The 25,935-nt window shown below is 72.1% G+C and carries 26 protein-coding genes; 10 read left to right on the plus strand and 16 right to left on the minus strand.

Annotation, left to right across the window (positions count from 1 at the left end; genetic code table 11):
• Window positions 1-26: 26 nt before the first annotated feature.
• The 4 genes from FHS29_RS15545 to FHS29_RS15560 all read right to left on the minus strand — a co-directional run bounded on the left by FHS29_RS15545 (window position 27) and on the right by FHS29_RS15560 (window position 4,079).
• Complete coding sequence (locus FHS29_RS15545) at window positions 27-1,139, minus strand: XdhC family protein (protein ID WP_184691343.1); 1,113 nt, start codon at window positions 1,137-1,139, stop codon at window positions 27-29.
• Window positions 1,140-1,354: 215 nt separating this feature from the next.
• A complete protein-coding gene (locus FHS29_RS15550; RefSeq protein WP_184691344.1) occupies window positions 1,355-2,437 on the minus strand; it encodes a vWA domain-containing protein in 1,083 nt (360 codons plus the stop codon).
• On the minus strand, window positions 2,434-3,312 hold the full coding sequence (locus tag FHS29_RS15555) for an AAA family ATPase (protein WP_312864927.1): 879 nt from the start codon (window positions 3,310-3,312) through the stop codon (window positions 2,434-2,436). Before FHS29_RS15555 ends, FHS29_RS15550 begins: the two co-directional genes overlap by 4 nt.
• On the minus strand, window positions 3,309-4,079 hold the full coding sequence (locus FHS29_RS15560) for a TioE family transcriptional regulator (protein WP_184691346.1): 771 nt from the start codon (window positions 4,077-4,079) through the stop codon (window positions 3,309-3,311). The genes FHS29_RS15555 and FHS29_RS15560 overlap by 4 nt, the downstream gene beginning before the upstream one ends.
• Window positions 4,080-4,160: 81 nt before the next feature.
• Here FHS29_RS15560 and FHS29_RS15565 point away from each other — a divergent pair, with 81 nt between their 5' ends.
• Window positions 4,161-5,339 (plus strand): erythromycin esterase family protein, encoded by a 1,179-nt coding sequence (locus FHS29_RS15565; protein WP_184691537.1) that lies wholly within the window; start codon window positions 4,161-4,163, stop codon window positions 5,337-5,339.
• Between the two features lie 233 nt (window positions 5,340-5,572).
• Entirely contained in the window at window positions 5,573-5,794 is a 222-nt protein-coding gene (locus FHS29_RS15570; RefSeq protein ID WP_184691347.1) for a PspC domain-containing protein, read from the plus strand.
• Window positions 5,795-5,870: 76 nt separating this feature from the next.
• Here FHS29_RS15570 and FHS29_RS15575 read toward each other — a convergent pair whose 3' ends face one another.
• The 5 genes from FHS29_RS15575 to FHS29_RS15595 all read right to left on the minus strand — a co-directional run bounded on the left by FHS29_RS15575 (window position 5,871) and on the right by FHS29_RS15595 (window position 11,052).
• On the minus strand, window positions 5,871-7,271 hold the full coding sequence (locus FHS29_RS15575; protein ID WP_312864928.1) for a beta-N-acetylhexosaminidase: 1,401 nt from the start codon (window positions 7,269-7,271) through the stop codon (window positions 5,871-5,873).
• 14 nt (window positions 7,272-7,285) lie between these two features.
• Window positions 7,286-8,119 carry a carbohydrate ABC transporter permease gene (locus FHS29_RS15580; protein ID WP_184691348.1) on the minus strand — a complete coding sequence of 278 codons (834 nt, stop codon included), beginning with the start codon at window positions 8,117-8,119 and terminating at the stop codon, window positions 7,286-7,288.
• Window positions 8,116-9,006: a carbohydrate ABC transporter permease gene (locus tag FHS29_RS15585; RefSeq protein WP_184691349.1), complete on the minus strand. Its 891-nt coding sequence runs from the start codon at window positions 9,004-9,006 to the stop codon at window positions 8,116-8,118. The genes FHS29_RS15580 and FHS29_RS15585 overlap by 4 nt, the downstream gene beginning before the upstream one ends.
• Window positions 9,003-10,307, minus strand: coding sequence for an extracellular solute-binding protein (locus FHS29_RS15590; protein WP_184691350.1), 1,305 nt, complete (start codon window positions 10,305-10,307; stop codon window positions 9,003-9,005). The genes FHS29_RS15585 and FHS29_RS15590 overlap by 4 nt, the downstream gene beginning before the upstream one ends.
• A gap of 91 nt (window positions 10,308-10,398) precedes the next feature.
• A complete protein-coding gene (locus FHS29_RS15595; RefSeq protein ID WP_246440306.1) occupies window positions 10,399-11,052 on the minus strand; it encodes a copper homeostasis protein CutC in 654 nt (217 codons plus the stop codon).
• Between the two features lie 516 nt (window positions 11,053-11,568).
• On the opposite strand from FHS29_RS15595, the gene FHS29_RS15600 reads away from it, so the two are divergent.
• Both FHS29_RS15600 and FHS29_RS15605 read left to right on the plus strand, forming a co-directional pair.
• The gene (locus FHS29_RS15600; RefSeq protein WP_184691352.1) at window positions 11,569-12,174 is read left to right on the plus strand and encodes an RNA polymerase sigma factor; all 606 of its coding nucleotides are present in this window, start codon (window positions 11,569-11,571) and stop codon (window positions 12,172-12,174) included.
• Between the two features lie 86 nt (window positions 12,175-12,260).
• A complete protein-coding gene (locus FHS29_RS15605) occupies window positions 12,261-12,674 on the plus strand; it encodes a carboxypeptidase regulatory-like domain-containing protein (protein WP_221456131.1) in 414 nt (137 codons plus the stop codon).
• A 319-nt stretch (window positions 12,675-12,993) separates the two neighbouring features.
• On the opposite strand, the gene groL is transcribed toward FHS29_RS15605, so the two are convergent.
• The 4 genes from groL to FHS29_RS15625 form a co-directional block, all read right to left on the minus strand.
• Complete coding sequence (gene groL / locus FHS29_RS15610; RefSeq protein ID WP_184691353.1) at window positions 12,994-14,616, minus strand: chaperonin GroEL; 1,623 nt, start codon at window positions 14,614-14,616, stop codon at window positions 12,994-12,996.
• A gap of 220 nt (window positions 14,617-14,836) precedes the next feature.
• The gene (locus tag FHS29_RS15615) at window positions 14,837-16,141 is read right to left on the minus strand and encodes a serine/threonine-protein kinase (RefSeq protein ID WP_184691354.1); all 1,305 of its coding nucleotides are present in this window, start codon (window positions 16,139-16,141) and stop codon (window positions 14,837-14,839) included.
• A gap of 201 nt (window positions 16,142-16,342) precedes the next feature.
• On the minus strand, window positions 16,343-16,549 hold the full coding sequence (locus FHS29_RS15620; RefSeq protein ID WP_184691355.1) for a cold-shock protein: 207 nt from the start codon (window positions 16,547-16,549) through the stop codon (window positions 16,343-16,345).
• Window positions 16,550-16,627: 78 nt separating this feature from the next.
• Complete coding sequence (locus FHS29_RS15625; protein ID WP_184691356.1) at window positions 16,628-17,272, minus strand: AIM24 family protein; 645 nt, start codon at window positions 17,270-17,272, stop codon at window positions 16,628-16,630.
• 68 nt (window positions 17,273-17,340) lie between these two features.
• On the opposite strand from FHS29_RS15625, the gene moeA reads away from it, so the two are divergent.
• The 4 genes from moeA to FHS29_RS15645 all read left to right on the plus strand — a co-directional run bounded on the left by moeA (window position 17,341) and on the right by FHS29_RS15645 (window position 22,924).
• Complete coding sequence (gene moeA, locus FHS29_RS15630; protein WP_246440307.1) at window positions 17,341-18,549, plus strand: molybdopterin molybdotransferase MoeA; 1,209 nt, start codon at window positions 17,341-17,343, stop codon at window positions 18,547-18,549.
• A gap of 258 nt (window positions 18,550-18,807) precedes the next feature.
• Window positions 18,808-19,518: a phosphatidylserine decarboxylase gene (locus tag FHS29_RS15635; protein WP_184691357.1), complete on the plus strand. Its 711-nt coding sequence runs from the start codon at window positions 18,808-18,810 to the stop codon at window positions 19,516-19,518.
• A gap of 4 nt (window positions 19,519-19,522) precedes the next feature.
• Window positions 19,523-20,494 carry a CDP-diacylglycerol--serine O-phosphatidyltransferase gene (gene pssA, locus FHS29_RS15640; protein ID WP_184691358.1) on the plus strand — a complete coding sequence of 324 codons (972 nt, stop codon included), beginning with the start codon at window positions 19,523-19,525 and terminating at the stop codon, window positions 20,492-20,494.
• 234 nt (window positions 20,495-20,728) lie between these two features.
• Window positions 20,729-22,924: an AAA family ATPase gene (locus tag FHS29_RS15645; protein ID WP_184691359.1), complete on the plus strand. Its 2,196-nt coding sequence runs from the start codon at window positions 20,729-20,731 to the stop codon at window positions 22,922-22,924.
• A 79-nt stretch (window positions 22,925-23,003) separates the two neighbouring features.
• Here the strand turns inward: FHS29_RS15645 and FHS29_RS15650 are convergent, their stop codons facing one another.
• Window positions 23,004-23,645 carry a LytR C-terminal domain-containing protein gene (locus FHS29_RS15650; protein ID WP_184691360.1) on the minus strand — a complete coding sequence of 214 codons (642 nt, stop codon included), beginning with the start codon at window positions 23,643-23,645 and terminating at the stop codon, window positions 23,004-23,006.
• Entirely contained in the window at window positions 23,642-23,938 is a 297-nt protein-coding gene (locus tag FHS29_RS15655; RefSeq protein ID WP_184691361.1) for a DUF3263 domain-containing protein, read from the minus strand. Before FHS29_RS15655 ends, FHS29_RS15650 begins: the two co-directional genes overlap by 4 nt.
• Before the next feature lie 112 nt (window positions 23,939-24,050).
• On the opposite strand from FHS29_RS15655, the gene FHS29_RS15660 reads away from it, so the two are divergent.
• On the plus strand, window positions 24,051-24,635 hold the full coding sequence (locus FHS29_RS15660; protein WP_184691362.1) for a peptide deformylase: 585 nt from the start codon (window positions 24,051-24,053) through the stop codon (window positions 24,633-24,635).
• Between the two features lie 52 nt (window positions 24,636-24,687).
• Window positions 24,688-25,284 carry a LysE family translocator gene (locus FHS29_RS15665; RefSeq protein WP_184691363.1) on the plus strand — a complete coding sequence of 199 codons (597 nt, stop codon included), beginning with the start codon at window positions 24,688-24,690 and terminating at the stop codon, window positions 25,282-25,284.
• On the opposite strand, the gene FHS29_RS15670 is transcribed toward FHS29_RS15665, so the two are convergent.
• Window positions 25,171-25,923, minus strand: a complete 753-nt coding sequence (locus FHS29_RS15670; protein ID WP_184691364.1) for a hypothetical protein — start codon at window positions 25,921-25,923, stop codon at window positions 25,171-25,173. The genes FHS29_RS15665 and FHS29_RS15670 overlap by 114 nt on opposite strands.
• Window positions 25,924-25,935: the final 12 nt, after the last annotated feature.

Below are 25,935 nucleotides of genomic sequence, written 5' to 3' on the forward strand. Positions count from 1 at the left end.
AGGCCCCGGCGGTGCCGGATCACGGTTCAGCCATCCCGGTGGATGGCGCCGTCCGTCCGCGTGAGCCGCTCACCTCCTCCGCCCCAGCGCAACGCGATGATCTCGGCGGCGATGGACACCGCGGTCTCCTCGGGCGTGCGCGCCCCGAGGTCCAGCCCGATCGGCGAGGCCAGGCCGGCCAGCTCGCCTTCGGTCAGGCCTGCCTCGCGCAGCCTGCGCAACCGGTCGTCGTGCGTGCGGCGCGACCCCATCGCACCGACGTAGCCGAGCTTGAGCCGGAGCGCGACCTCCAGCAGCGGCACGTCGAACTTCGGGTCGTGGGTCAGCACCGCGACCACCGTGCGCCCGTCCACCTTCCCGGCGTCGGCCTGCTGCGCCAGGTACCGGTGCGGCCAGTCCACGACCACCTCGTCCGCCTCCGGGAACCGGCTCGCGGTCGCGAACACCGGCCGCGCGTCGCACACCGTGACCCGGTAGCCGAGGAACGCGCCCAGCCTGGCCATCGCGGCGGCGAAGTCGATCGCGCCGAACACCAGCAGCCGGGGCGGCGGCTCGAACGAGTTGACGAAGACCGCCATGCCCTCGCCCCGCCGCTGCCCGTCCGGTCCGTAGTGCAGCGTCGCACTCCGCCCGGTGGCGAGCAGCCCCCGCGCGTCGTCGGCGATCGCGTCCCGCGCACGCGCCGACGGCACGTTCCCGGCGACGCGATCCGGCCAGACCACCAGCCGCTTACCCACCCACTCGGGGTGCTCGACGACGGTCGCGACGGCCACCGGCTCCTCGGCCCGCACCGTCTCCAGCACCTCGGGCAGCTCCGGGAACCCGTCCCGGTCCACCGCCTCCACGTACACGTCGATGATCCCGCCGCAGGTCAGACCCACCGTGAACGCGTCGTCGTCACTGACGCCGTACCGCTGGAGCACCGGCACGCCGGTGGCCACGACCTCCCGCGCCAACTCGTAGACCGCGCCCTCCACGCAGCCGCCGGAGACCGAACCGACCACCGCCTGATCGGCTCCGACCAGCATCGCCGCACCGGGTGGGCGCGGGGCGGAGCTGAACGTCGCCACCACCGTGCCGACACCGACCGTCTCCCCCGCCGCGACGCGACGGGCGAGCTCGGTGAGGACATCACGCAAGGCCGACCTCCTCCAGCAGACGACACGACGTGTCCGATCCGGCGGCGTCAGGCGCCGCCGACCTCACAGAGCAGCACAGCACGTCCCGTCCGGGCAACAGCGCCCGGCACGACGGTCCCGGATCAGGGAGCACAGCGCGCCGCGCCCGGGCGACGGCATCACGTACGGCCGACCTCCCCGGACTGCCGGCACGACGCGTCCACCCAGCCGACGACTCACGCACGGCCGACCTCCTCCAGCAGTCGGCGCAGGGTGTCCAGGCTGTGCCCGGCGAGCAGCCGGTCCAGGTGCGGCAGCGCGGCCACGATCCCGGACTGCACCGGCGCGTACCCGTCCTTGCCCGCGTGCGGGTTCACCCAGATGACCTTGTGCGCCAACCGCTTGAGCCGTGCCACCTGCTCCCCGAGCAACGCCGGGTCACCGCGTTCCCACCCGTCCGAGAACACCACCACCACGGCCCGCCGAGCCGCACCCCGCTGCCCCCACCGGTCCAGGAACGCCCGAACCGTCTCCCCCAGCCGCGTACCACCCTCGAAGTCCGGCACCGCCCGTGCGGCAGCCGCCAACGCCTGCTCGGGATCGCGGTGCCGCAGCTGCCGGGTCACCCGGGTCGACCGCGTGCCGAGCGTGAACACCTCGACCGGCATCCGCCGCGCGACGACGTGCGCGAACCGCAGCAACGCGTCGGCGTAGGGCTTCATCGATCCGGACACGTCGACCAGCAACACGACTTTCCGCGCCCGAGCGGTCCGCTGCCGGTACCGGGGCCGGGTCGGCTCACCCGACGCCAGCATCGCCTTGAACGTCCGCCGCGGATCCACGCCACCCCGCCTGGCCGGCCGCCGCCGCAACCCCCGCCGCACCGGCGGCACCGGCCGCAACTGGGCCAGCAACTCCCGCAGGTGCGCCCGCTCCCCCGGACTCAACGAGGCGATGTCCTTGCGCCGCAACACTTCCGCGTCACTGGCCGCCACCGCCAACCGCCGCGACCGGCCCTCCCGCAGCTGTCCGTCCCCCAACGCGGCCACCGACGACGCACGCACCCCGGCCCGCCGGGGCACCCGCGGCTCCACCCCGCCGAACCAGGCGGCGAACGCGGCGTCGTACCGCGCGAGGTCGTCGGGCTCACCGCACAGCGTCACGCGTCCCGCCCAGTACACCGCCGACCGCGACGACAGGTCGACGAACCCGGCGGCACGCAGGAACGCCTGCACCCGCTCCGGTCCGCAGCCGACCCCGGCCCGCCGCAGCACGTGGGCGAACCCCACGAGCCCGGTCAGCGACCCGGCGCCGGTCATCCTGCGATTGTGCTCCCGGGAGGTGTCGCCGGCACACCGGCCGAAAGAGCGCGTCGGGCGTCCTCCCGGTACTTCAGGACGGCACCGAGCGTGGCCGCCGCGCTCTCCGCGTCCAGCTCGGTCCGACCCAGCGTGAGCAGGGCTTCCGCCCAGTCCAGCGACTCCGCGACACCCGGCGGCTTGAGCAGGTCCAGTTCGCGCAACCGCCGCACGGCTGACGCGACCTGGTGCGCCAGCCGCTCGCCGATGCCCGGCAGCCGCCGTCGCAGGATGGCCACCTCGCGGGCGAGGTCGGGGTGTTCGAGCCAGTGGTAGAGGCACCGGCGCTTCAACGCGTCGTGCACCTCGCGGGTGCGGTTGGAGGTGAGCACGACCAGCGGCGGCGTCTGCGCCCGGACCACCCCGAGCTCGGGGATGGTGACCGCGTTCTCGCCCAGGACTTCCAGCAGGAACGCCTCGAACTCGTCGTCCGCGCGGTCCACCTCGTCCACCAGCAGCACGCACGGCGCTTCCTCCAGCGCCCGCAGCAACGGCCGGGCCAGCAGGAACCGCCGCGTGTAGAGGGAGGCCTCGGCCTGGTCGGCGTCGACCGGCCCGGCGGCTTCGAGGGCACGCAGGTGCAGCAACTGTCGCGGGAAGTCCCAGTCGTACAGGGCTTGCGTCGCGTCGATGCCCTCGTGGCACTGCAAACGGATCAGCGGCAGCCCCAACGCCTGCGCGAGCGCCAACGCCAGCGACGTCTTCCCGGTGCCCGGCTCCCCTTCGCAGAACAGCGGCCGGTGCATCCGCCACGCCAGGAACGCGGCCGTGGCGATGCCGGCGTCCGGCAGGTAGCCGACGCGGTCCAACTCGGCAGCCAGGTCCTCGGGCGTCACGGACCGAACATAGCGCGGGGCCACCCCGGCAGTCCGCCACCGGACCGCCCGCGCCCACCGTCGAGCACGCTCAGGTAGTGGCTGAGCCGAGTGGCCGAGTGGAGCATGGCGAGGCCCTGCGCGGTCAGCTTCCGCTGCCAGTCGGCCAGGGCACCGGACAGCGTGTCCGTCCCCCCGGCGGTCCGGATCCGGTGCACCACGGTGGAGATGTGCTCCAGCGGGTAGCCACCGCGTCTGAGGAGGTGGGCGAGCTCCGCGTCGCGGATGTCGGTCGCGCGGAAGACGCGGTACCCGGTGGCCGGGTCTCGTGCGGGGGCGAGGATGCCGGCGCTCTCCCAGTTGCGCAGGGTCGCCGGGGTGACGCGGAGCCGGTGTGCGAGTTCGCCGATGCTCCGGGTGTCGGGGGCTGCCGATCGGTCCGGAGCGGCGTCGGGCTCCGCCGTCAGGTGGCCCACCGCCTTCCGCACCGCGTCGAGGGTCTCCCGGTCGCGGAGCAACTGGCTGTGGCCGCGGTCGATGATCGTCAGGGCGTGGTCGAGCCCGCCGTCGTGGACGGCGTTCATGATCCGGCCCCCGGCCGAGTGGCCGTGGGCCGGGATGAGCGAGAGGTAGGTGCGCAGCGCCACCGCGTGCACCTCGGTGTAGATGCGGTAGCCGCTGGGCGTGCGGTCGGCGGGCGGGAGGAACCCGTCCCGCTCGTAGTTGCGGACCGCCTGGGTGGAGATGCCGTGCTCGCGCGCGAGGTCGGCCGGTCGCAAGGTTTTCACCGGTTTGAGACTTTACCGCACGGCTCGACGGCCGATGCCGCCAAAGCCTCAACCGTTCTTTCAAAGATACGGTTGAGACTCATGAGTCAGGACATTCGAGACTTCGTGACCGCGTCGTGTGACCTGCTGGCGCTCGGTGAGCCGACGCACCAGGAACCGGCGTTCGCGTGGGTCCGCAACGAGCTGTTCGCCCGGCTGGTCGACCGCGGCTTCCGGTCGATCGCACTGGAGACCGATCGCGTGGCTGCGCTCACCGTGGACGACTTCGTCCAGCGGGGCGTGGGAACCCTCGACGCGGCGATGGGCGAAGGCTTCTCGCACGGCTTCGGGGAGCTGGACGCCAATCGGCAACTGGTCGCCTGGATGCGCGACTACAACGAGAACCGCCCCGCGGAGGAGCGGTTGGCGTTCCACGGCTTCGACGTCTCCACGGAGATGATGAGTGCACCCAGTCCGCAGCGGTACCTCGAACACGCCCGCGACTACCTGGGAATCGACCTCGATCTCGCGGCCCTCGCCGGTGACGAAGAACGGTGGAGCCGCACGGAGGCGATCATGGACCCGGCCATGTCGGTCGGCGCCACAGCCGAGGCCGACAGGCTGCGATCGGTCGCCGACGACATGCTCACCTCGCTCTACGCGCGCGCACCGGAACTGGTCGCGGCGACATCACGCGCCGAGTGGCTGCGGGCCAGGACGCACCTCACCGCCGGTCTCGGCTTGCTGCGCTACCACCGGCAGGCGGCGGTACGCCTCGAACAGAGCGCGCGGATATCCCTCCTGTCCGCCACCCGGGACGCGCTGATGGCCCGGAACCTCCTCGACATCCGGGGTGTCGAGGCCCACCGGGGCGCGACCCTGGTCTTCGCCCACAACCTCCACCTGCGGCGAAGCCTGAGCACCTGGCGGCCGGCGGACATGGACGTCAGCTGGTACGGCGCCGGCGCGGTCGTGGAGTGCCTGTCGGACGAGCAGTACACCTTCGTCGCCGGCAGCCTGGGCCGCAGCGAAGCCCTCGGGCTCGGAGAGCCCGAGGCGGGCACCTACGAGAGTTCCCTGCAAGGTCGCGTCACCGGCTGGGGCCTGACAACGCCCACCGCGGTCACTTCCGCCCGCACGCGCACCGACACCACCCCCGCGCAGGGCTACTTCCCCCTCGACGAGACGACCCTCGACGCCGCCGACGCGATCCTGCACATCAGCGACGGCACCACTGCCGCCAAGTCCGCGCAGGACGGGCTCCGCGGCCTCCGAGCATGATCGACCACCGCCTGCCCGTGACGGCGCAGCCCGCACTTACCCGGCCCGCCACCGCCCGGCCCGCCACCGCCCGACCCACGACCGGCTGCCCACGGTCGGCCAACCCACGATCGGCCGTCCCCTGACGGTGTTCCGCCGGAACCGCCCCCGGAGGAGGTCGTGGTTCTACCCCGAGGGCGGGTTCAGGGTCCGTCCCCGATGTGCCACGGCGTCCTGACCAGCACTATTGAGCCATGACGAACGACGTGCTCAACCAAGCCACCGACAAGGTCAAGAAGCTCCGCCGCAGCCGGAACGACCGGATGGTCGCGGGTGTGTGCGGCGGCGTCGCCAAGCTCCTCGGTGTGGACGCCGCGCTGCTGCGCATCCTGCTGGTCGCCGCGACCCTGTTCGGGTTCGGCGCCGGCGCGATCCTCTACCTCGCGGCGTGGATCCTCATGCCCGAAGAGGACTGACGTCCGACACCGGGGGTGCTGTCCGGGGTCGTGCCCCGGACAGCACGGCGTTCCACCGTTTCGACCAGGGGTGTGTTCAGCGGGGGAAGCCGGGCACACCGGGGAGCATCTGCCAGGGACGGGGACCGGACAGGGGCCGGTACTCGACGCCCAGTGCGTCCAGCCTCGGCAGGTGGTGCTCGACCAGCCGGGTCCGGAACTCCGCGAGATCACGGGGTGCGGGGCTCCAGACCACTTCGGCGAAGGCGCTCAACCGGGGGAAGGCGGCGTAGTCCAGCCGCCTCGGGGAGTCGAGGTGCTCGGTCCACACGTTCGTCTGTGCGCCGAGCACCCGATCCGCCGCCGCCGGCTCGTATGAGTAGACGTCCTCCCAGGTCAGCACGGTGCCGACCGGGATGGGCTCGTTCGGGTCGTCGGCCTGGCGGTAGTCCAGGTAGACGTGCCCCTCCGGGCACATGACGACGTCGTGGCCCCGTTCCAACGCGGTCAGCCCGGCCTGTTCGCCGCGCCAGGACGCGATGACCGTGCCGGTGGGCAGCGGACCCACGTCCAGCACCTCGTCCCAGCCGTGCGGGCGCCGGCCGCGCCGCACCAGGTGCTGCGCGATCCGCCGGACGAACCGGCCGTCGCCGCCTTCGGCCTCGTCGCCGCCGAGACCGATGATCTCGGACGGGAAGACGTCCAGCAGCTCGTCGAACACGTTCCGGTAGAAGTCCACGGTGGGCTCGTCGGCCTTGAGGGCGTTCGGGTTCACGCCCCAGTCGGTCCACACGCCGCCACCGGACACGCCCAGCTCCGGGTAGGCCGCGATGGCGGCCTGGCTGTGGCCGGGCACGTCGATCTCCGGCACGACGGTGATGTGCCGCGCCGCCGCGTACGCCACGACCTCCCGCAGGTCGTCCTGCGTGTAGTAGCCGCCGTGCGGACGCCCGGTCTGGCCGCCGCTGCGCCGGTCGCCGTACCGGGACGACGGCCGCCAGCCGCCGACCTCGTGCAGCTTCGGGTAGCGCTTCGACTCGAACCGCCAGCCCTGGTCGTCGGTCAGGTGCAGGTGCAGCACGTTCAGCTTGTGCACCGCGAGCAGGTCGACGTACCGGAGCAGGTCGTGCTTGGGCAGGAAGTGCCGTGCCACGTCGAGCATCACGCCCCGCCACGCGAACCGCGGCGAGTCCTCGACGACGCACACCGGCAGCCGGGTCGGACCACTGCGGATGGGCGCGGCGCGGAACGAGTCCGGCCCGGCCAGCTGCTTGAGCGTCTGCCGGGCGTAGAACAGGCCCGCCTCGTCCGCAGCCTCCACCAGGACCCCCGCCCTGCCGGCCGCACCCGACCCGCCGGCCGCACCGGACGAGCCGGCTTTACCGGACGCGTCGGGGCCGATGGTCAGCCGGTACGAGCCCGACGGGCCGTCCAGCGACAGCCGGCCGTCCACCGCGCCGTCCCACTCGATCTCCCCGTCTCCACGGGAAAAAGACACCGGTCGAGGAAGAATCACGACTTCACCGCTCCCGCCAGTCCCGCGACCAACCGCCGCTGCACCAGGATGAAGAACACCAGCACCGGGATCGTCATCAACGTCGATCCCGCCATGATCGCGCCCCAGTCGTTCTGGTCCGGCTTGACGAACACCTGCAGCGCCAGCGGCAGCGTCTGGTTCTCCGCCGCCGAGATGATGAACGTCTTGGCGAACAGGAAGTCGTTCCACGCGTGGATGAACGACAGCACGCTGGTCGCCACCAGACCGGGGGCCACCAGCGGGAACAGCACCTGCCAGAGGAACCGGAAGCGGGACGCCCCGTCCAGCGTGGCGGCTTCCTCCAGCTCCACCGGCACGGCCGCGACGAACCCGCGCAGCATCCAGATCGCGAACGGCAGGCTGAACGCCAGGTGCACCAGCACCAGCGAGCCCAGGTGGTTCAGGCCGAACACCGGCACCACGTCCCGCACCGACTTCATCATGAAGAACAGCGGGATGGTCAGCGCCTCCACCGGCACCATCTGCACCACGAGCAGCATCACCAGCAGCGTCGTCCGGCTGCGGAACCGGAAGCGGGTCAGCGCGGTGGCCGCCAGGAACGAGATCAGCAGGCTGATCAGCACCACGGCGAACGCCACCACGAGGCTGTTCACCAGGTACCGCCCGAAGCTCTGCACGGTCAGCGCGCGCACGAAGCTGTCGAACGTCGGCGCCAGCGTCCACGGCCGGGGGTCCGCGGAGATCACCTCGGACTCGGGCTTGAGCGCCGTCAACACCATCCAGTACAGCGGGAACGCCACCACACCGGCGATCAGCACGGTGACGACCTCGGCGATGCCCCGCCTCACAGCGTCTCTCCGGACTTCTTCAGCGCGCGCAGGTACCCGAGCGTGACGAGCAGCAGCAGCACCGTCGTCACCACGCCGATGCTCGCGCCCAGCCCGTACTCCGACGCGGCGAAGGCCTGCTGGTACGCGTAGACGTTGAGCACGAGGTTGCGCCCGGCGATCCCGCCGCCGTTGGTCATGATGTAGATCTGGGTGAACACCTTGAAGTCCCAGATGATCGACTGGATCGTCACGACGATCAGCAACGGCCGCAGCAGCGGCAGCATCACCGACCGCGCGGTCCGCAGCGCCGACGCGCCGTCCAGCGCGGCGGCCTCCAGCACCTCGCCCGGGATCGCCTTGATGCCCGCGTACAGCGTCACCATGACGAACGGGAACGAGCACCAGATCACCTGCGCCGCGACGAGCCCGAACGCCACCCACCGGTCGTAGGTCCAGGAGAACCCGGTGGTGCCGAGCACCTCGTTGACGAACCCGAAGTTCGCGTCGAACAGGAACAGCCAGATGGTCGACCCGGCGACCGCCGGCGTGGCCCACGCGCCCAGCGCGGCCAGGAACAGCGTCAGCCGCGCCCAGGTGCGGACCCTGGTGGCCAGCACGGCGAGTGCCGCACCGACCACCAGCGTCCCGATCACGCACACCGCCGCGAACCCGACCGTCTGCCCGAGCACGGACCAGAACTTGGCGTCCGCCAGCAGGTTCGCGTAGTTCTCCAGGCCCAGGAAGGTCAGCGGCACGCCGCCGCTGACCTGCTCCTGGCCGTAGTCGAACAAGGAGATCAGCACCAGCTGGTAGATCGGGTAGCCCAGCAGCCCGACCAGCAGCAGCAGCGCCGGGGTGAGGTAGGCGAAGGCGATCCGCCCGTCACCCTTGGTGGCACGCATCATGAACTGAACGCCGCGTTCATCGCGTCGGCCGCCTTCTTCGCCGCGGTGTCCAGGTCGTTGCCCGCCGCCGCGACCTCCTGCAGCAGCGTCGGCAGCACCGCCTGGGCGTCGATCTTGGCCCAGTTCGGGGTCACCGGCACGAACTTGGTGCCCGCGTTGAGCGTCTTGATGAACGGCTCGACCACCGGGTTGGCCTTGGCCAGGTCGTTCTGCACGTCGCCGAAGGTCGGCATGTTGCCCATCGCGTCGAACATCTTGCGCTGGTACTGCTTGCCGCCCAGCAGCTGGAGGAACTGGTTGGCCAGCGTCTTGCGCTCGGAGCCCTTCATCACGCCGAGCAGGTTGCCGCCCGCGAACGCCGGGGCGATCGAGCCGGCGGTCGTGCCCGGCACCGGCACCACGGCGTACTTGCCGGCGGCCGTGGAGGCGTCGACCGACTTGCGGTTGAAGTCGCCGCCGATGACCATCGCCGCCTTGCCGGCGCGGAACGCCTCGACGCTCGCGTCGCCGCCGTTGCCCGCGCACTGGGCAGGCGGGCAGATGTCGTCCGAGATCAGCTCGGTGTACTGGCGCAGACCGGCCTTGGACTCGGTGCTGTCGATGGTGGAGACGTACTTGCCGCCGTCCTCGCGGGCGATGTCGCCACCGTTGGCCCACACGAACGGCATCGCGGCGTAGGTGTACTTGCCGCCGGCCGAGATGCCCAGCAGGTCGGGCTTGGCGGCGCGGATCTGCCGGGCCAGCGGCGCGATCTCGTCCAGCTTCGTCGGCGGCTTCAGGCCCAGCTCGGTGAAGACGTCCGTCCGGTAGTACAGCGCCCGGATGCCCACGTACCAGGGCACGCCATAGGTCTTGCCGTCCACCTTGCCGGTGTCCGCCACGGTGGGCAGCAGGTCCTTCGCCTCCGCCCACGAGGACAGGTCCAGCTCGGCGAACCCACCGCCCGACACGTAGCCCGCGAGGTCGGTGTTGCCGAACTCGGCGACGTCCGGCGCGCTCTTCGGGTCGCTGAACGCGGCCTTGAACCGCTCCGCGCGCGACTGCACCTGGATGTACTGCACGTCCACCGTGACACCCTGGTGGGCGTTCTGGAACTCGGTCACCGCCTCCTTCACGACGGCTTCCTTGGGGCCCCGGTTGACCTCGTCGAACAGCCAGACGCGGAGCTGCCCGGTCTGCTGATCGGTTCCGGTCGCGGCCGGACCGGACTGGACCGGGGCGCACCCGGAAAGCCCGGCTGTGGCCAGCACCGTGACGGCCAGGCCTGCCGCCACGGCGGCCACCCTCTTGGCTACCCGCATCTTCCGAACCCCCTCCAGCAATGTTGCGTCATCTGCAACGGCTATTTCATGGGAAGCAACGGGGATGGTAGTGTCCGAATCGACAAGCGGTCTAGACCAGATTTGCCCAGGTCCGGACAGCGTCGGCGGAGAGCGGCGCAGCCCACCCGCCGGGCCGGACCGCGCTCCCGACGTGGAACCCGGTCACCCCGACCGCCTTCAACGGTGCGACGTGCTCGGGCTGGAGTCCTCCGCCGACCAGCAGCGACACCTCGTCCTGGCGGGCCGCGAGCCGCTCCAGCACCGCGAAGCCGTGCGCGACGCCGCGCGGCGAACCGGACGCCAGCACCGTGTCGCAGCCCAGCCCGGCCACCACGCCCCACGCCGCCTCCGGGTCGGCGGAGTTGTCCAGCGCGCGGTGGAACGTCCACTTGCAACCACGCAGTTCGCCCAGCACCGCGGTGCACGCGGCCACGTCGACCCAGCCCTTGGCGTCCAGGAAGCCCAGCACGAACTCCGACGCGCCCGCCTCCCGCAGCGCGGCGGCGTCCCGGCGCAGCCCGTCGGGGGAATTGGGCGCGAACCCCGGCGCGTCCCGCAGCATCACCCGGACCGGCAGGTCCGTGGCGGCCAGCACGCTGCGGACCAGGGCCGGGGACGGGCTCAGGCCGTCGGCGGCCATGTCGGTGACGAGTTCGAGCCGGTGCGCTCCACCGGCCTGGGCGGCGACGGCGTCGTCCGCGTCGAGAGCGATGACCTCAAGCATGGTCTGGACCATAACGGGCCGCCGCCCGCCCGCTCCCGGCCACGACGCACGACCCGAGCACGGCACACGTCCCACGAACGCCGAGAACAGGTCGTGCGGCGTCAGTCGGGCACCTCGCCGACCGCCCCGGCCCAGCCTGTGAACGTGCCCGGAACGAGGCCTTCCACCTGCACTAACGCGTTCCGGATTCGCTGACAGTGAACTGTTAACGACGGCGTGTGTATCCACCGCGGAACTACCCCCTCCTTATCTCATGACCGGACCTCGAACCCAGGAGGCATCCCGTGAGAGCCGAGCCGGACCACACCGACGACCGCCGCACACCGTCGTCCCACTGACCACCGAGGGGGAGGTGGCGGTGCCCGGTCGGCTTCGAGGGGTGTCGATCGGTCGCCGCCCGCGGTGAAGGAGGGCGGTCCGCGGTGCGAGGGGGGCATCGCGGACCGCCGGCGCAGGCGCGACGATGGTGTGTGACGATCAGCTACGGCTGGGGGATGTCGAGGAGGAGGTGACGGCGTGGGAGATCTGCGCACGGCCGGTGAGCGCCCACCGTGGGAGGGCTTGGACGGCACGGATCGACACGCAGCGTGCGTCATCGCCGCCCGGGACGGCGACCGCCGGGCACTGGACGTGCTGGTGGCCGACCTGACCCCGCTGGTGTGGCACGTGGCCAGGGGGCACGGGCTGGACCGCAGCACCGCGGAGGACGTGGTGCAGACGGTCTGGCTCGCGCTGCTGCGCCACCTGGACCGGTTGATCGAACCCCGTGCGCTGGCCGGGTGGCTCGTCGTCGCGACGCGCCGCGAGGCCCAGCGCACCTGGACCCCCGCTCGCCGGGAAGCCGCGCTGTCCGACGAGTTGGCGGAGCAGTTGGAAAGCGAGTACGGGCTGCCCGAGGACGCGGCCCTGACCGACGACCGGGACCACCGGTTGTGGCGGGCCTTCGGCCGCCTGTCGCAGAAGTGCCAGGAACTCCTGCGACTCACCGTGCTGGCCGGGCGGGCGGAGTACCGCGCGGTCGCCGAAGCACTGTCCATGCCACGCGGCAGCATCGGCCCGACCAGGGGCCGGTGCCTGAACATGCTGCGCACACATCTCGACGCGGAAGGAGGATCGCGGTGAACGACATCGACCCGCGCGATGACCGCAGAGGCCAAGATGACCGCAGAGGCCAAGAGGACACCGCTGTCCTCACCGAGCTCAACCGGTTGGTGTACGAACTCGACGCGCCGCCGGTGGGACTGGTCGAACGGATCCAGTTCGCGGTAGCCCTGGAGAACCTCGACGTCGAGGTCGCACGCTGGGAGCGGGCCGGCTCGTTCGCCGGCGTGCGCGGCGGCAATCCCGGGACCATCACGTTCACGGTGGACAACCTGACCCTGATGGTCAACTTCACGCCCAGCGGCGCCCGGCACCGCATCGACGGGTGGCTGGTACCCGCCGGGGAGCACACCGTCGAGGTGCGCGTGGCCGAGCACGAGTCGAGCACCACCACGGCCGACGACGGCGGGCGGTTCGTGCTGGCGGACGTTCCCACCGGCACCACGCAGATCGTGGTGCACCTGGTGAACTCCCGAGGCGAGCCCGGACGAACCGTGGTGACCCCGACGATCATGTTGTGACCGGCGGCGGCGCGGTCACCACCTCCGCGGTCACCGCTGCCGCCCACCGCCCAACACCTCCGACCATGCGCGGCGTCGGCACATCACGTCACGCCCAGAGCCCCGCGCACGTCACATGGCCACCGGCCGCACCGCCCAGCGCACACGGCGACACCACCGCACGGCACGGCGCACGGCGACACCACCGCACCGACCGCACCGAGTCGGGTCACGCCTGCCCAGGGCGGATCCAGCGGGCGAGGAAGCCGCGATCAGGCCCCGGAAAAGCCGAAAGGCCCGGTCCCAACCAGGACCGGGCCTTCAGCGGTACGTGCGGCTGTCAGAAGTCCATGCCACCGGCGTCCGGGACGGCAGGCGCAGCGCCCGCCTTCTCCGGCTTGTCGGCCACGACGGCCTCGGTGGTCAGGAACAGGGCCGCGATGGACGCCGCGTTCTGCAGCGCCGAGCGGGTCACCTTGGTCGGGTCCGGCACGCCGGCCGCGAGCAGGTCCTCGTACACGCCGGTCGCGGCGTTGAGGCCGTGGCCGACGGGGAGGCCCTTGACCTTCTCCACCACGACGCCGCCTTCGAGGCCGGCGTTGATGGCGATCTGCTTCAGGGGCGCCTCGACGGCGACCTTGACGATGTTCGCGCCGGTCGCCTCGTCACCCTCGAGCTTCAGGCCCGCGAACGCGGCCTCGGCGGCCTGGAGCAGCGCCACGCCGCCACCGGCGACGATGCCCTCTTCCACGGCGGCCTTGGCGTTGCGCACCGCGTCCTCGATGCGGTGCTTGCGCTCCTTGAGCTCGACCTCGGTGGCGGCGCCGGCCTTGATGACCGCGACACCACCGGCGAGCTTGGCCAGGCGCTCCTGGAGCTTCTCGCGGTCGTAGTCCGAGTCGGACTTCTCGATCTCGGCCCGGATCTGGTTGACCCGGCCCTGGATCTGCTCCGCGTCGCCCGCACCCTCGACGACCGTGGTCTCGTCCTTGGTCACGACGACCTTGCGCGCCTTGCCCAGCAGCGACAGGTCGGCGTTCTCCAGCTTGAGGCCGACGTCCTCGGTGATGACCTGGCCACCGGTCAGGATCGCGATGTCCTGGAGGATCGCCTTGCGGCGGTCGCCGAAGCCGGGGGCCTTGACGGCGACCGACTTGAACGTGCCGCGGATCTTGTTGACCACCAGGGTCGCCAGGGCCTCGCCCTCGACGTCCTCGGAGATGATCAGCAGCGGCTTGCCGCTCTGCATGACCTTCTCCAGCAGCGGCAGCAGGTCCTTCACGGACGCGATCTTCGAGCCGTAGAGCAGGACGTACGGGTCTTCGAGAACCGCTTCCTGGCGCTCCGGGTCGGTCACGAAGTAGCCCGAGATGTAGCCCTTGTCGAAGCGCATGCCTTCGGTGAGCTCGAGTTCGAGGCCGAGCGCGTTGCTCTCCTCGACCGTGATGACGCCTTCCTTGCCGACCTTGTCCATGGCCTCGGCGATCAGCTCGCCGATGGTCGAGTCGCCCGCGGAGATGGACGCCGTGGCGGCGATCTGCTCCTTGGTCTCGACCTCCTTGGCGGTCTTGAGCAGCTGCTCGGTCACGGCCTCGACGGCCTGCTCGATGCCGCGCTTGAGGCCGAGCGGGTTGGCACCCGCGGCCACGTTGCGCAGACCCTCGCGGACAAGGGCCTGGGCGAGCACGGTGGCGGTGGTGGTGCCGTCACCGGCGACGTCGTCGGTCTTCTTCGCCACTTCCTTGACGAGCTCGGCCCCGATCTTCTCCCACGGGTCCTCCAGCTCGATCTCCTTGGCGATGGAGACGCCGTCGTTGGTGATCGTCGGCGCGCCCCACTTCTTCTCGAGCACGACGTTGCGGCCCTTCGGACCCAGCGTCACCTTGACGGCATCCGCGAGGATGTTCATGCCGCGCTCAAGACCACGGCGGGCGTCCTCGTCGAACGCGATCATCTTGGCCATTGCGGTGTGTTCCTCCGCCTTATGTAACGACTTATGGGGCCACTGCGGACGTGAGTCCACAGCGGAACACGGTGCTTGGCCAGGCTCGGTGCCCGCGACGGACGACCTGCCCCGGTGAAGGGACCTGCCTCACCGTCCCAGCCTGCGTGCTGGCACTCAGGTGGTCCGAGTGCCAGGTCCGTGTTTAGCACTCAACCAGGGCGAGTGCAAGAACCGCAGGTCAGCGGGATGTCTTCACGGGCACGCTGGTGGGCAGCGGCTTCTCGCTGCCGCTGTTGCCCCCGACGTCGATGGATTCGCCCGAACTGGTGGTGGCGGGCGGGCGCGGCTGCTCGGACTTGGGCGTGAGGATCAGCACCAGGACGACGATCGCGATGATCGCCGCCACGCCGACCACCACCGGCGCGACCCACGCGGGGCGGCTCTTGGAGGTGGTGGTGAACGCGGAGGCGCCGCCGACCTGGGTGGGCGGGCGCAGCCGGACCGGGTCGGCGAGGAAGTCGGGCTGCCGGCCGAACCCGCCGGACTGCGGCCGGCCCTGCGGTCCCTGCTGGCCCGGCCCCTGCTGGTGTCCAGGTCCCTGCTGGTAGCGCGGCGGCTGCTGCGCGGGCACCCCGCCGGACTGCGGTCCGGGCACGGGCGTGGGCCCGGGGACCGGCGCGTCGACCCGGCGCGGGGGCGTGGTCACGGTGGCCGCACCGCCCAGCGCGGTGCGGGCGGCGGAGATCAGCTCCTGGCACGACCCGAACCGCTGGTTGGGGTCCTTCGAGGTGCCCTTGCGCAGCACGTCGTCGATGCCCGGCGGCAGGGCGACCAGCGAGGTCAGGGTGGGGATGTCCGAGGCGAGGTGGCCCTGGATGACGTCCTGCACGCCGCCCTGGAACGGGGGACGCCCGGACAGGCAGGCGAACACCATGCAGGCCAGCGCGTACTGGTCGGTGCGGCCGTCCAGCGGCTCGCCGCGCAGGTGCTCGGGCGCGGCGTAGGTGGGCGAGCCGAGGAAGTCGCCGGTGCGGGTGCGGTGGCCGGTGGCGCCGCGCCGGGTGAGCCCGAAGTCGGCCAGGTAGACGTGTTCGCGGGACGCTTCCTTGGTGGTGACCAGCACGTTGGCCGGCTTCACGTCCAGGTGCACGAGCCCCTTGCCGTGCAGCATGTCCAGCGCTTCGGCGACCTGGCCGAGCAGCGTGAGGGTGCGCGCGGGCGAGATCGGGCCGTCCTTGATGTGGCTGGCCAGGTCCTGGCCGTCGACCAGCCGCATGGCGATGTAGAGCAGGCCGTCGACCTCGTCGAAGTCGTACAGCGGCACGATGTTCGCGTGGTCGATGGCCGAGGTGTTGCGCGCCTCGTCGACGAACCGCTCGCGGAACTCGGCGTCGGCGGTGAGGTGCTCGCCGATGACCTTCAGCGCCACCTTGCGGCCGAGCCGGACGTCCGTGGCCCGGTAGGTCACGCTCATGCCACCGCGGCCGAGCACCCCGTCGATCCGGTAGTGGCCCAACCGTCGCCCGCTCAGGTCCTCCGACACGCGGGGCAGCCTAACGTCCGCGTGGACCGGCGTGCGCCGGGTTCCGGGTAAGACCGCCGGGCACCGCCACCGGGGAGGCCGCCGGTCCGGCCGACGAGACCGCCGAGGTGACCACCGGCGGTGTGATCGCGGGCGGTGTGGTCGCGGACCGCGCCGCCGGGAGGGACGGCCCGACCCGCCGCGTGGCGGGCCGGGCGGGGTTCACGATGCCTTCCGGACGTCCGAAGCCTGACTGCGGCCGTCGCGGCCGGACTGGATCTCGAACTCCACGCGGTCTCCCTCGGCCAGCGTGCGGAAGCCTTCCATCTGGATCGCCGAGTAGTGCACGAAGACATCGGGCCCGCCGTCGGCGGCGATGAAGCCGTACCCCTTCTCCGAGTTGAACCACTTGACCGTGCCGACAGCCAAGACGTCCTCCTTCGAGAAATACCTGAGCAAACCGCCACGCTAGAGGCACGAGGGGGCTCGCGATACCTCCTTATGGAGTCATGCGCGGACGCTGAATCCGTTGTCGCGCAACCAACTGACGAGTCCTCGCGGACTGCGCGTCCGGGTCAGCACGAGGCCCGGACCGGCGAAGTCGAGCACCAGGCCGTCGCCGTTGCGCACGGATTGGGGCGCGTCCGGGGAAACGGCCCTCAACCGGCACTGGAGGGTGTCGGCGAACCCGACGACGTGGCCGCTGTCCAGGGTGATCAGCTCGCCCGCGTCGAGCGTGACCACGTCGAGCGTGCCGTAGCAGGCCAGCACGACCGAACCGGAGCCGTAGACGTAGGTGAGGAACCCGCTGTCGCCGCCGTGCAGTGCGCGCAGCGGCGGGGCGGCCGGGTCCATGACGACCGAGCCGGACGAGGCGAGCCAGCTGTTGCGGGCGACGCACCAGCCGGTCGCGCCGTCGAGTTCCAGCACGTGCAGGTCGCCGGGCAGCGGCGGGGCGACGTCCACCCACCCGCCTTCGGCGCCCGCCGTGCACAGCGCGGCCTTGACGCCGGGCGCCTTGCCCTTGGTGTCGTGGTTGATCCCGTAGCTGGTCGCGAACAGCGACGAGCGTTCGACGAGGACCGGTTCGGCGGGTGCGAGCACCAGCCTGGCCACCCCGAAAGTCGGCGTGTGTCGCGTGCGGACCTGCACCGGACGTGCCCTCCTCGTGCCCTCGCGCCTGGCGGCCGGTCGGAGCAGTTTCGCACGCGGGCGGCAGGATGGTGGTCGTGTCGAACTCGTTGACCAGTGTCGCGGACCACCGGGAGCGGATCACCGGACTGCTGGGCGTGCTGCCGGTGGTGTCCCTGCCGGTGGTGGACTGCCTGGGGCTGGTGCTGGCGCAGGACCTGGTCGCGCCGATCGCGTTGCCGCCGTTCGACAACTCGGCGATGGACGGCTACGCGGTGCGGGCGGCCGACCTGGCGTCGGTGCCGGTGGTGCTGCCGGTGGCGGACGACATCCCGGCCGGGCGCACGGCGTCGGCGCCGCTGGAGCCGGGCGCGGTGCACCGGATCATGACCGGCGCGCCGCTGCCGGCCGGGGCGGACGCCGTGGTGCAGGTGGAGTGGACCGACGGCGGCACGTCGTCGGTGCGGATCGACCGGGCCGTGCCGGCCGGGGCGAACGTGCGGCGGGCGGCGGACGACGTGGCGGTGGGCACGACGGTGCTGCGCGCGGGCACCGTGCTGGGCCCGGCGCAGCTCGGGTTGGCGGCGGCGCTGGGGTTCGGCGCGCTGCCGGTGCGCCGGCGGCCCCGGGTGCTCGTGCTGTCGACCGGTTCGGAGCTGGTCGGGCCGGGCGAGCCGCTGGAGCCGGGGCAGATCTACGAGTCGAACGGCGTGATGCTGGCGGCGGCCGTGCGGGAGGCGGGCGGCGAGGCGGAGCTGCTGCGGTTCGTGCCCGACGACGTGGCCGAGTTCCACGCGGCGATCGGCCCGCGGCTGGCCGGGTTCGACCTGCTGCTGACCTCGGGCGGGGTGAGCGCCGGGGCGTACGAGGTGGTGAAGGACGCGTTCACCGGGCGCGGTGTGGAGTTCACGAAGGTCGCCATGCAGCCGGGCGGGCCGCAGGGCGCGGGCCGCTACCAGGGGGTGGCGGTGGCGACGCTGCCGGGCAACCCGGTGAGCGCGCAGGTGTCGTTCGAGGTGCTGGTCCGGCCCGCGCTGCGGGCGGCGATGGGGTTCCCGGACGTCGAGCGCCGGTCGGTCCGGGCGCGGCTCACCTCGCCGCTGACGTCCCCGGCGGGCCGCACCCAGTTCCGGCGGGGCAAATACGACCCCGAGTCGGGGCGGGTGGTGACGCCGGTCGGCGGGCCGGGGTCGCACCTGCTGTCCGCGTTGGCGATCAGCGACTGCCTGATCGAGGTGCCCGAGGACGTGACGGAGCTGGCGGCCGGCGCGGAGGTGGTCGTCCGGTTCCTCCACTAGGATTGTTCAACAATGGCGTGGTTCGACAAACCGCCCATTTCGACAATTCGGGGTGTCGGAATCGGTTGAGTACCGTGCGTTAATGCGTCCTCACTGAACGCTATTGATTACGCCATGTGACCCGGATTACACTCCCCGCACCCCGCTCCGGTGTGCGCGTGCGTTCGTCGGGGGACGCACGGGCACACCGGACGGGGGCCGGCACGCCGCCGGCGTAGCGTGTGGACGGCCGAAGCACTGCCCCGACACGGAAGAGCCATGACCGTCGATCGCGACAAGCACAGTGGTGCCGTCTCCCACTTCCTGGACCTAGCGCGGGGGATCGTCCCCCCGATGCACCCCGCCGGCCGCCCGTTCGTGCTGGGCGCGGCCGTCGCGACCCTCCTGCTCCGCCGGTTCTCCCGGCGCGCGGGCGTGGTCGGCGGCCTGCTGACCGCGTGGGTCGCGTGGTTCTTCCGCGAACCCAAGCGCACCACCCCCACCCGTCCGGGCATCGCCGTGGCGCCCGCCGACGGGACGGTCTCGCACGTGGTGGAGGCCGTGCCGCCGGCCGAACTGGGTCTCGGCGAGGTGCCGATGACCCGCGTCAGCGTGTTCCTGTCCGTGTTCGACGTCCACGTGCAGCGCCTCCCGGTGGCCGGCGCGGTCCGCCGGGTCTCGTACCGGCCGGGCAAGTTCCTGTCCGCCGACCTGGACAAGGCCAGCGAGGACAACGAGCGCAACACGGTGTGGCTGACCTCGTCCGACGGGCACGACGTGGTCGTCGTGCAGATCGCCGGCCTGGTGGCGCGGCGGATCGTGTGCCACGTGGCCGAGGGCGACGAGGTGGCCGTCGGCCAGACGTACGGCCTGATCCGGTTCGGCTCGCGGGTCGACCTCTACGTACCCCGGGGCAGCCGGGTGCTGGTCGAAGCGGGCCAGCGCACCATCGGCGGCGAGACCGTGCTCGCCGAACTCCCGGAGCTCTGACCCGGTGGCGCCCAGCGGCCCGGGGGTGCGGCTGCTGCCCAACGCGATCACCGTGCTGGCGATGTGCGCCGGCCTGTCGGCGGTGCACTTCGCCATCAACAACCTCTACGGCGCGGCCATCGCGTCCATCGCCGTGGCGGCCGTCTTCGACGGCCTGGACGGCCGGATCGCCCGCCTGCTCGACGCGACCAGCAAGATGGGCGCGGAACTGGACTCGCTGGCCGACGCGATCTCGTTCGGCGTGGCCCCGGCCCTGGTCATCTACGTGTGGAAGTTCGAACCGCACCGCGAGGGCTGGGTGGTGGCGCTGATCTTCGCGGTCTGCATGGTGCTGCGCCTGGCCCGGTTCAACACCCTGCTGGACGTCGCGCAGCCGCCGTTCGCGAAGGAGTTCTTCGTCGGCGTGCCCGCGCCGGCGGGCGGCCTGCTGCTGCTGCTCCCGCTGATCCTGGAGGAGCAGATCCGGCAGCCGGGCTGGTGGTCGGACATCTGGGTGGTGGCGGCGTGGACGGTGGGCATCGCCCTGCTGCTGGTGAGCCGGATCCCGACCCTGTCGGTGAAGACGATCAGGGTTCCGCCGAAGGCCGTCGCGCCGCTGCTGGTGCTGGTGGGGCTGCTGGCGGCGGCCGTGATCACGTTCCCGCTGGTGGCGCTGAGCGCGGCGATGCTGGTCTACCTCGGCCACCTGCCGTACTCGGTGCGCCGGTACCGGTGGCTGGCCAAGCACCCGGAGGCGTGGGAGGTGCCGGCGGCGGACCGCCGGGCGATCAAACGCGCGCACGGCGTGGCCGCGCGGCGGTTGGGCCTGCGCCGGCCGCTCGGTGGTCGGGTGGCGGGAGCGGCCATGCGAGCCGTCCGCAGGCCCCGTCGCGGCGTGGACCCGGCTCAGGTGGCGGCTGAGGCGAACGGTCAGCCGGGGCGGAACAAACGCCGGGGCTGGCGGCAGATCGGGCTTCGGCGTCACCACCGACCCTGACTGTTCGCGGGGCCGGGGGCCGGCACCTCGGGTGCGGCCCCCGGCCCCGCTCATCTCCGGGAACGCCCGCTCCTGCCCGCCAACCGCGTTACTTGCCGGACGCGTCCACTGCCGACCGTGCCGCTTGCCGGCGAGCGCGGCCTGGCGTCCAGCGCGCGGCAGACCGTGCCGGCGAGCTACCGCTCACGCCCGTGTTCCGGCGCCGGGGAGCAGCCGTTGGCCTAGGCTCGCCCTGTGATCACGTTGACCGCCCGCCTCTCCCCCTCGGCCCTCGACACCCGGCGCGGAGTCGTTCGGCTGCACCCCGAGGTGCTGGACGCGCTCGGGCTGCGCGCCTGGGACGCGGTGCGGTTGACGGGCGCCCGGGTCAGTTCCGCCCTCGCCGCCGCCGGTGACGGAGCGCCCGGCGTGGTCCTGGTCGACGACGTCACGCTGTCCAACCTCGGTGTCACCGAAGGCTCGGAGGTCGTGGTCGCGCCGGTCGAGGTGTCGGGCGCGCGCTCGGTCACGGTCGCCGGGTCGCGGCTGGCCAGCACCTCGCTGACGCCGGAGACGCTGCGGATGGCGTTGACCGGCAAGGTGCTCACCGTCGGCGACGCCGTGTCCCTGCTCCCCCAGGACCTCGCGCCACCGCCCGGCGTCGACGTCAGCGTCACCCGCCGCAAGCTGTCCAACGCCATCGGCATGACCTGGACGAACGAGCTGCTGACGATCACCTCGGTGGAGCCCTCCGGCGGGCCGGTGGCCGTGCAGCCGTCCACGGTCGTCGGCTGGCGCGACGGCGCGCGCACCGGGGACGCGCCGCCCACCCCGGTCGCCGCGGCCGTCCCGGTCGCCGAAGCCGCCACCGGACAACCCCGGGTCGAACCCGTGCCCATCGCCGACCTGGTCGGCCAGCAGGACGCCGCCCGCCGCCTCGGCGAGTGGCTCGACCTCACCTTCAGCCACCCGGAACTGCTGACCCGCCTCGGCGCGGCCCCCAGGCTCGCCGCCCTGGTCAGCGGACCGGAAGGCGTCGGCAAGACCACGCTGGTCCGGGCGGTCGCGCACAGCGTGGGCGCGCAGGTCGTCGAACTCGCCGCGCCGAGCATCGCGGTGCTGGAAGCCAACGCCACGGCCAAGCGACTCGCCGACGCCATCGCGTCCGCCACGTCCCCCGCCGTGCTGCTGCTGACCGACGTGGAAGCCCTGCTCCCCGCCCACGACCAGCCGCCCGTGGCCACCGTCGTGCTGGACTCGCTGCGTGCGGCGGCCCGGCAGCCCGGCTTCGCGCTCGTCGTGACCAGCGCGCACCCGGAGGCCATCGACCCGCGGCTGCGCGTTCCCGAGCTGGTGGACCGCGAGCTGGTGCTACCGCTGCCCGACGGCGTGGTGCGGACGGACCTGCTGCGGGTGCTGCTGCGCGACGTGCCGCTGGAGTCCGATGTGGACCTGGGGGCGATCGCCGACCGGACACCGGGTTTCGTCGCGGCCGACCTGGTCGCGTTGCGTCGCGAGGCGGCCGTGCGGTCGGCTCTGCGGCAACGTGATGTCGCCGAACCGCATGTGGCGCAACAGGATCTCGTGGGTGCGCTGGACACCGTCCGACCGATCTCCATGTCCACTTCGGACACCCTGCGCACCGGCGGCCTGACGTTGGACGACGTCGGCGACATGGTGGAGGTCAAGCAGGCGCTCACCGAAGCCGCACTGTGGCCGCTGCAGTACCCGGACTCGTTCGCGCGCCTGGGTGTCGCCCCGCCGCGCGGACTGCTGCTGTACGGACCGCCGGGGTGCGGCAAGACGTTCCTGGTGCGGGCGCTGGCGGGCACCGGGCGGCTGAACGTGCTGTCGGTCAAGGGCGCCGAGCTGATGGACAAGTTCGTCGGCGAGTCCGAGCGCGCGGTGCGCGAACTGTTCCGCCGGGCCGCCGAAGCCGCGCCCGCGCTGGTGTTCCTGGACGAGGTGGACTCCCTCGCACCCCGCCGCGGCCAGTCCTCGGACTCCGGGGTGGCCGACCGGGTGGTGGCCGCGTTGCTGACGGAGTTGGACGGGGTCGAGCCGCTGCGGGACGTGATCGTGCTGGGGGCGACCAACCGGCCCGAGCTGATCGACCCGGCGCTGCTGCGGCCGGGGCGGTTGGAGCGGCTGGTGTACGTGCCGCCGCCGGACGCGGAGGCGCGCACCGAGATCCTGCGGGCGTCGGCGCGGAACACGCCGTTGGCCGAGGACGTCGACCTGGTGGCGTTGGCGGGTGAGCTCGACGGGTACTCGGCGGCGGACTGCGCGGCGCTGGTCCGGGAGGCGGCGTTGACCGCGATGCGGGAGTCGTTGTCGGCGGCGGAGGTGACGGCGGCTCACTTGGCGGCGGCGCGGACAGCGGTGCGGCCTTCGTTGGATCCGGGGCAGTTGGCGGCGTTGGCGGCTTATGCGGAGTCGCGCGGCAACTAGAGCCCGCCGCTGCGAGTGCCGCGGGGCAGCAGAAGCGCAGGGGTTGGGGCTTCGAGCGTCGGGCGGGTTCGGCCGAGGGTCAGATCTTGCCGGGAGAAGGGCCCTGGTAGTCGTTGGTCACTATCACGATGATGCCGGCGTGGGCGCTCTCGATGCCGTCGAACCGGGGCTTGACCTCGGCCTTCAGCGCCTGCGCCAGCTGCTGCGCGGACGCTTCCTCGTCCGTTCCCGGGCGGAAGTAGACCGTGGTGGTGGGGATCTGGCCCTGGGAGTAGTTGCCGGTGTCCGCGACTTCCCAGCCGGCTCGGCGGATGTCGTCCGACGCCTTCGCCGCCAGGCCGACCACGGTGCTGTTGTTGTAGACGCGCACCGGGGGCTTGGCGGGCACCGTGACCGGCGGGGGCGCGGCGGTCGTGCTGCCGGCGGCGCCCGGAACGGTGGTGGGCGCCGGGGTGTCCGGTGCGGCGGGCGACGTGGTGGTCGGTGCCGCCGCCGACGTGCTGCCCGACGAGGTGCTGCCCGACGACGGGGTGTCGGAGGAGTTGGTCGGTTGTTGGCTGGACGGCGGCGCGCTGCTCTGCTGCGCGCCGGTGTCGGGATCGTCGCCGCCGATGAAGAGGCTGGTCACGCCGATCACCAGGGCGATGACCGCCACGCCGATCAGGGCGTAGCCCGCCGCGCGGGCGGGGTGGGCGGAGCCTGCGGGTTCGGGGTTGGTCATCGGCGCTCGACACCCAGTCGCCTCGCCGCGCGGGCCCTCGCCCGACCTGACCGCGACCGCCTCAGCCGCTTGACCAACATCGGATCCGCAGCCAAGGCCTCTTCCTTCTCCAGCAACGCGTTCAGCAATTGGTAATACCGCGTGGGTGACAGGTCGAACAGCTCCTTGATGGCCTGCTCCTTGGCGCCCGCGTACTTCCACCACTGGCGTTCGAAGGCCAGGATCGCGCGCTCCCGGTCGTCCAGACCGTCGTCCGGCCCCTCCGCCGGCACCAGTGCCTCTGCGGCGTCCACTCTGGCTCCTCAGCCGTGCCTCTGCGTGGGTGCCATTACATCACGTGATCTTGGTCCGGGTCGGTTCATCAGTCGGCGCGTCACCCACTACTCGCCGGATAGGCTGCACGCCATGGCAGTTCTCCCGATCGTCATCGCCGGCGAGCCCGTGCTCCACCACCCGACCCGCCCGGTCGAGGTGTTCGACGACGCGTTGCGCGCGCTGGTCGACGACATGTTCGAGACCATGGCGGCGGCGCGCGGGGTGGGTCTCGCGGCCAACCAGGTCGGTGTCGACCTGCGCGTGTTCGTCTACGACTGCCCCGACGACGAGGGCAACCGGTTCCGCGGCGTGGTGGCGAACCCGGTGCTGGAGACCTCCGAGATCCCGCTGGGCATGCCGGATCCGGACGACGACTACGAGGGCTGCCTGTCCGCTCCCGGCGAGTCGTACCCGACGGGGCGCGCGGCGTGGGCGAAGGTGACCGGCTTCGACGGCGAGGGCAAGCCGGTGGAGGTGGAGGGCACCGGTTTCTTCGCCCGCTGCCTGCAGCACGAGACCGACCACCTGAACGGCATCATCTACCTGGACCGGCTGGTGGGACGGCACAAGCGGGCGGCCCGGAAGATGGTCAAGGCGAACGGCTGGGGCGTGCCCGGCCTGAGCTGGGATCCGGCCACCTCCGAGGACCCGTTCGCGGACGGGGACGACGAGTAGCACCGCCCGGCCACCCCGGAAAACCGCTCGACGGCGGGGTGACGATGGCCGCATGTGGAGCAACCTGGCCGCGCTCGTCGCGGCGTCCTTCCTGATCGCGCTGTCGCCCGGCCCCGGTACGGCGCTGGTGCTGCGACAGTCGGTCCGGGGACGCGCGAGTGCGCTGGCCACGGTGTTCGGCATGGAGATCGCGGTCGCGGTGTGGGCGGTGGCGGCCGCGCTCGGCCTGTCCGTGCTGCTCACCGCGTCCGAAGTGGCCTACCACTCGCTGCGCATCGCGGGTGCGGTGTTCCTGGTCTACCTGGGCGTGAAGGCGTTCCGGTCGGCGAGCGGGCCGCTGCCCGAGGCGCCGCCGGCGGGCCACGCGTTCCGCGCGGGCCTGGTGGTGAACCTGGCCAACCCGAAGTTGGGCGTGTTCGCGATCTCGTTCCTGCCGCAGTTCCTGCCCGCCGGGTCCGGTCGCGGCACGCTGCTGCTGTTCGCGCTGGTCTGGGTGGCCGTCGACACGCTGTGGTACCTGGTGGTGGTGGGCGTGCTAGACCGGGTCCGCGGCCGGCTCACCCGTTCGCGGGTGCGCCGGGCTCTCGAGCGGGTCTCCGGCGGCGTCCTGATCGCGCTGGGCCTTCGACTGGTGTTCGACCCGCGCTGACCGCCGCCACGGCACCTCCGGGAACCCGGCCAGCTCGACGTGCGACGTGCAACCGGCCAGGTCGGCGTACCCGCCCGCGATGACGTGGGCGCGGATGCGCTGCACCTGGCCGACCGTCGGCAGCTCACCGACCAGCAGGAACGGCAGCAGCAGTCGCCACGCCCGCACCACGGTCGGCCGCCGCCGGTGGGGCGCCCGCAGCACCGCCCGCGCCACCCGGAGGGCGTGCTCCCCGGCCGTGATGGCGTCCGGGAACCCGGCGTGGTCCCACGACCACCGCAGCCCCTCGGCCATCGCGCACCGCACGCAGTCCACCGGTCCGGTGCCGGGTTCGACGCCGCACTGCGAGCACGAGACGAGCGTCATGGCCCAGTCGGTGCACGTCCACGGGTGCCGGCCCACCTCGTCGGCCAGCACGAGTTCGGCCAGCTCACGCTCCCCGGCGCCGCCCTCGGTGAGCTTCTCGGCGGCGAGCAGCTCCTGCCAGTCGAGCAGCCAGTACTGGTCCACCAGTTCGGCGCAGTAGCGGCATTCGGGGTAACCGCGGCCGGCGAGGTCGCCGCACGACGGGCACGGCGAAACCGCAGCGGGGCGGGCCACGCGCCGCGCGCCGGGCGGGAACGGCTGGTGATCAGCCACGCGGTGAAAGGT

Source organism: Saccharothrix tamanrassetensis (genome assembly GCF_014203665.1).
Classification (GTDB): Bacteria; Actinomycetota; Actinomycetes; order Mycobacteriales; family Pseudonocardiaceae; genus Actinosynnema; species Actinosynnema tamanrassetense.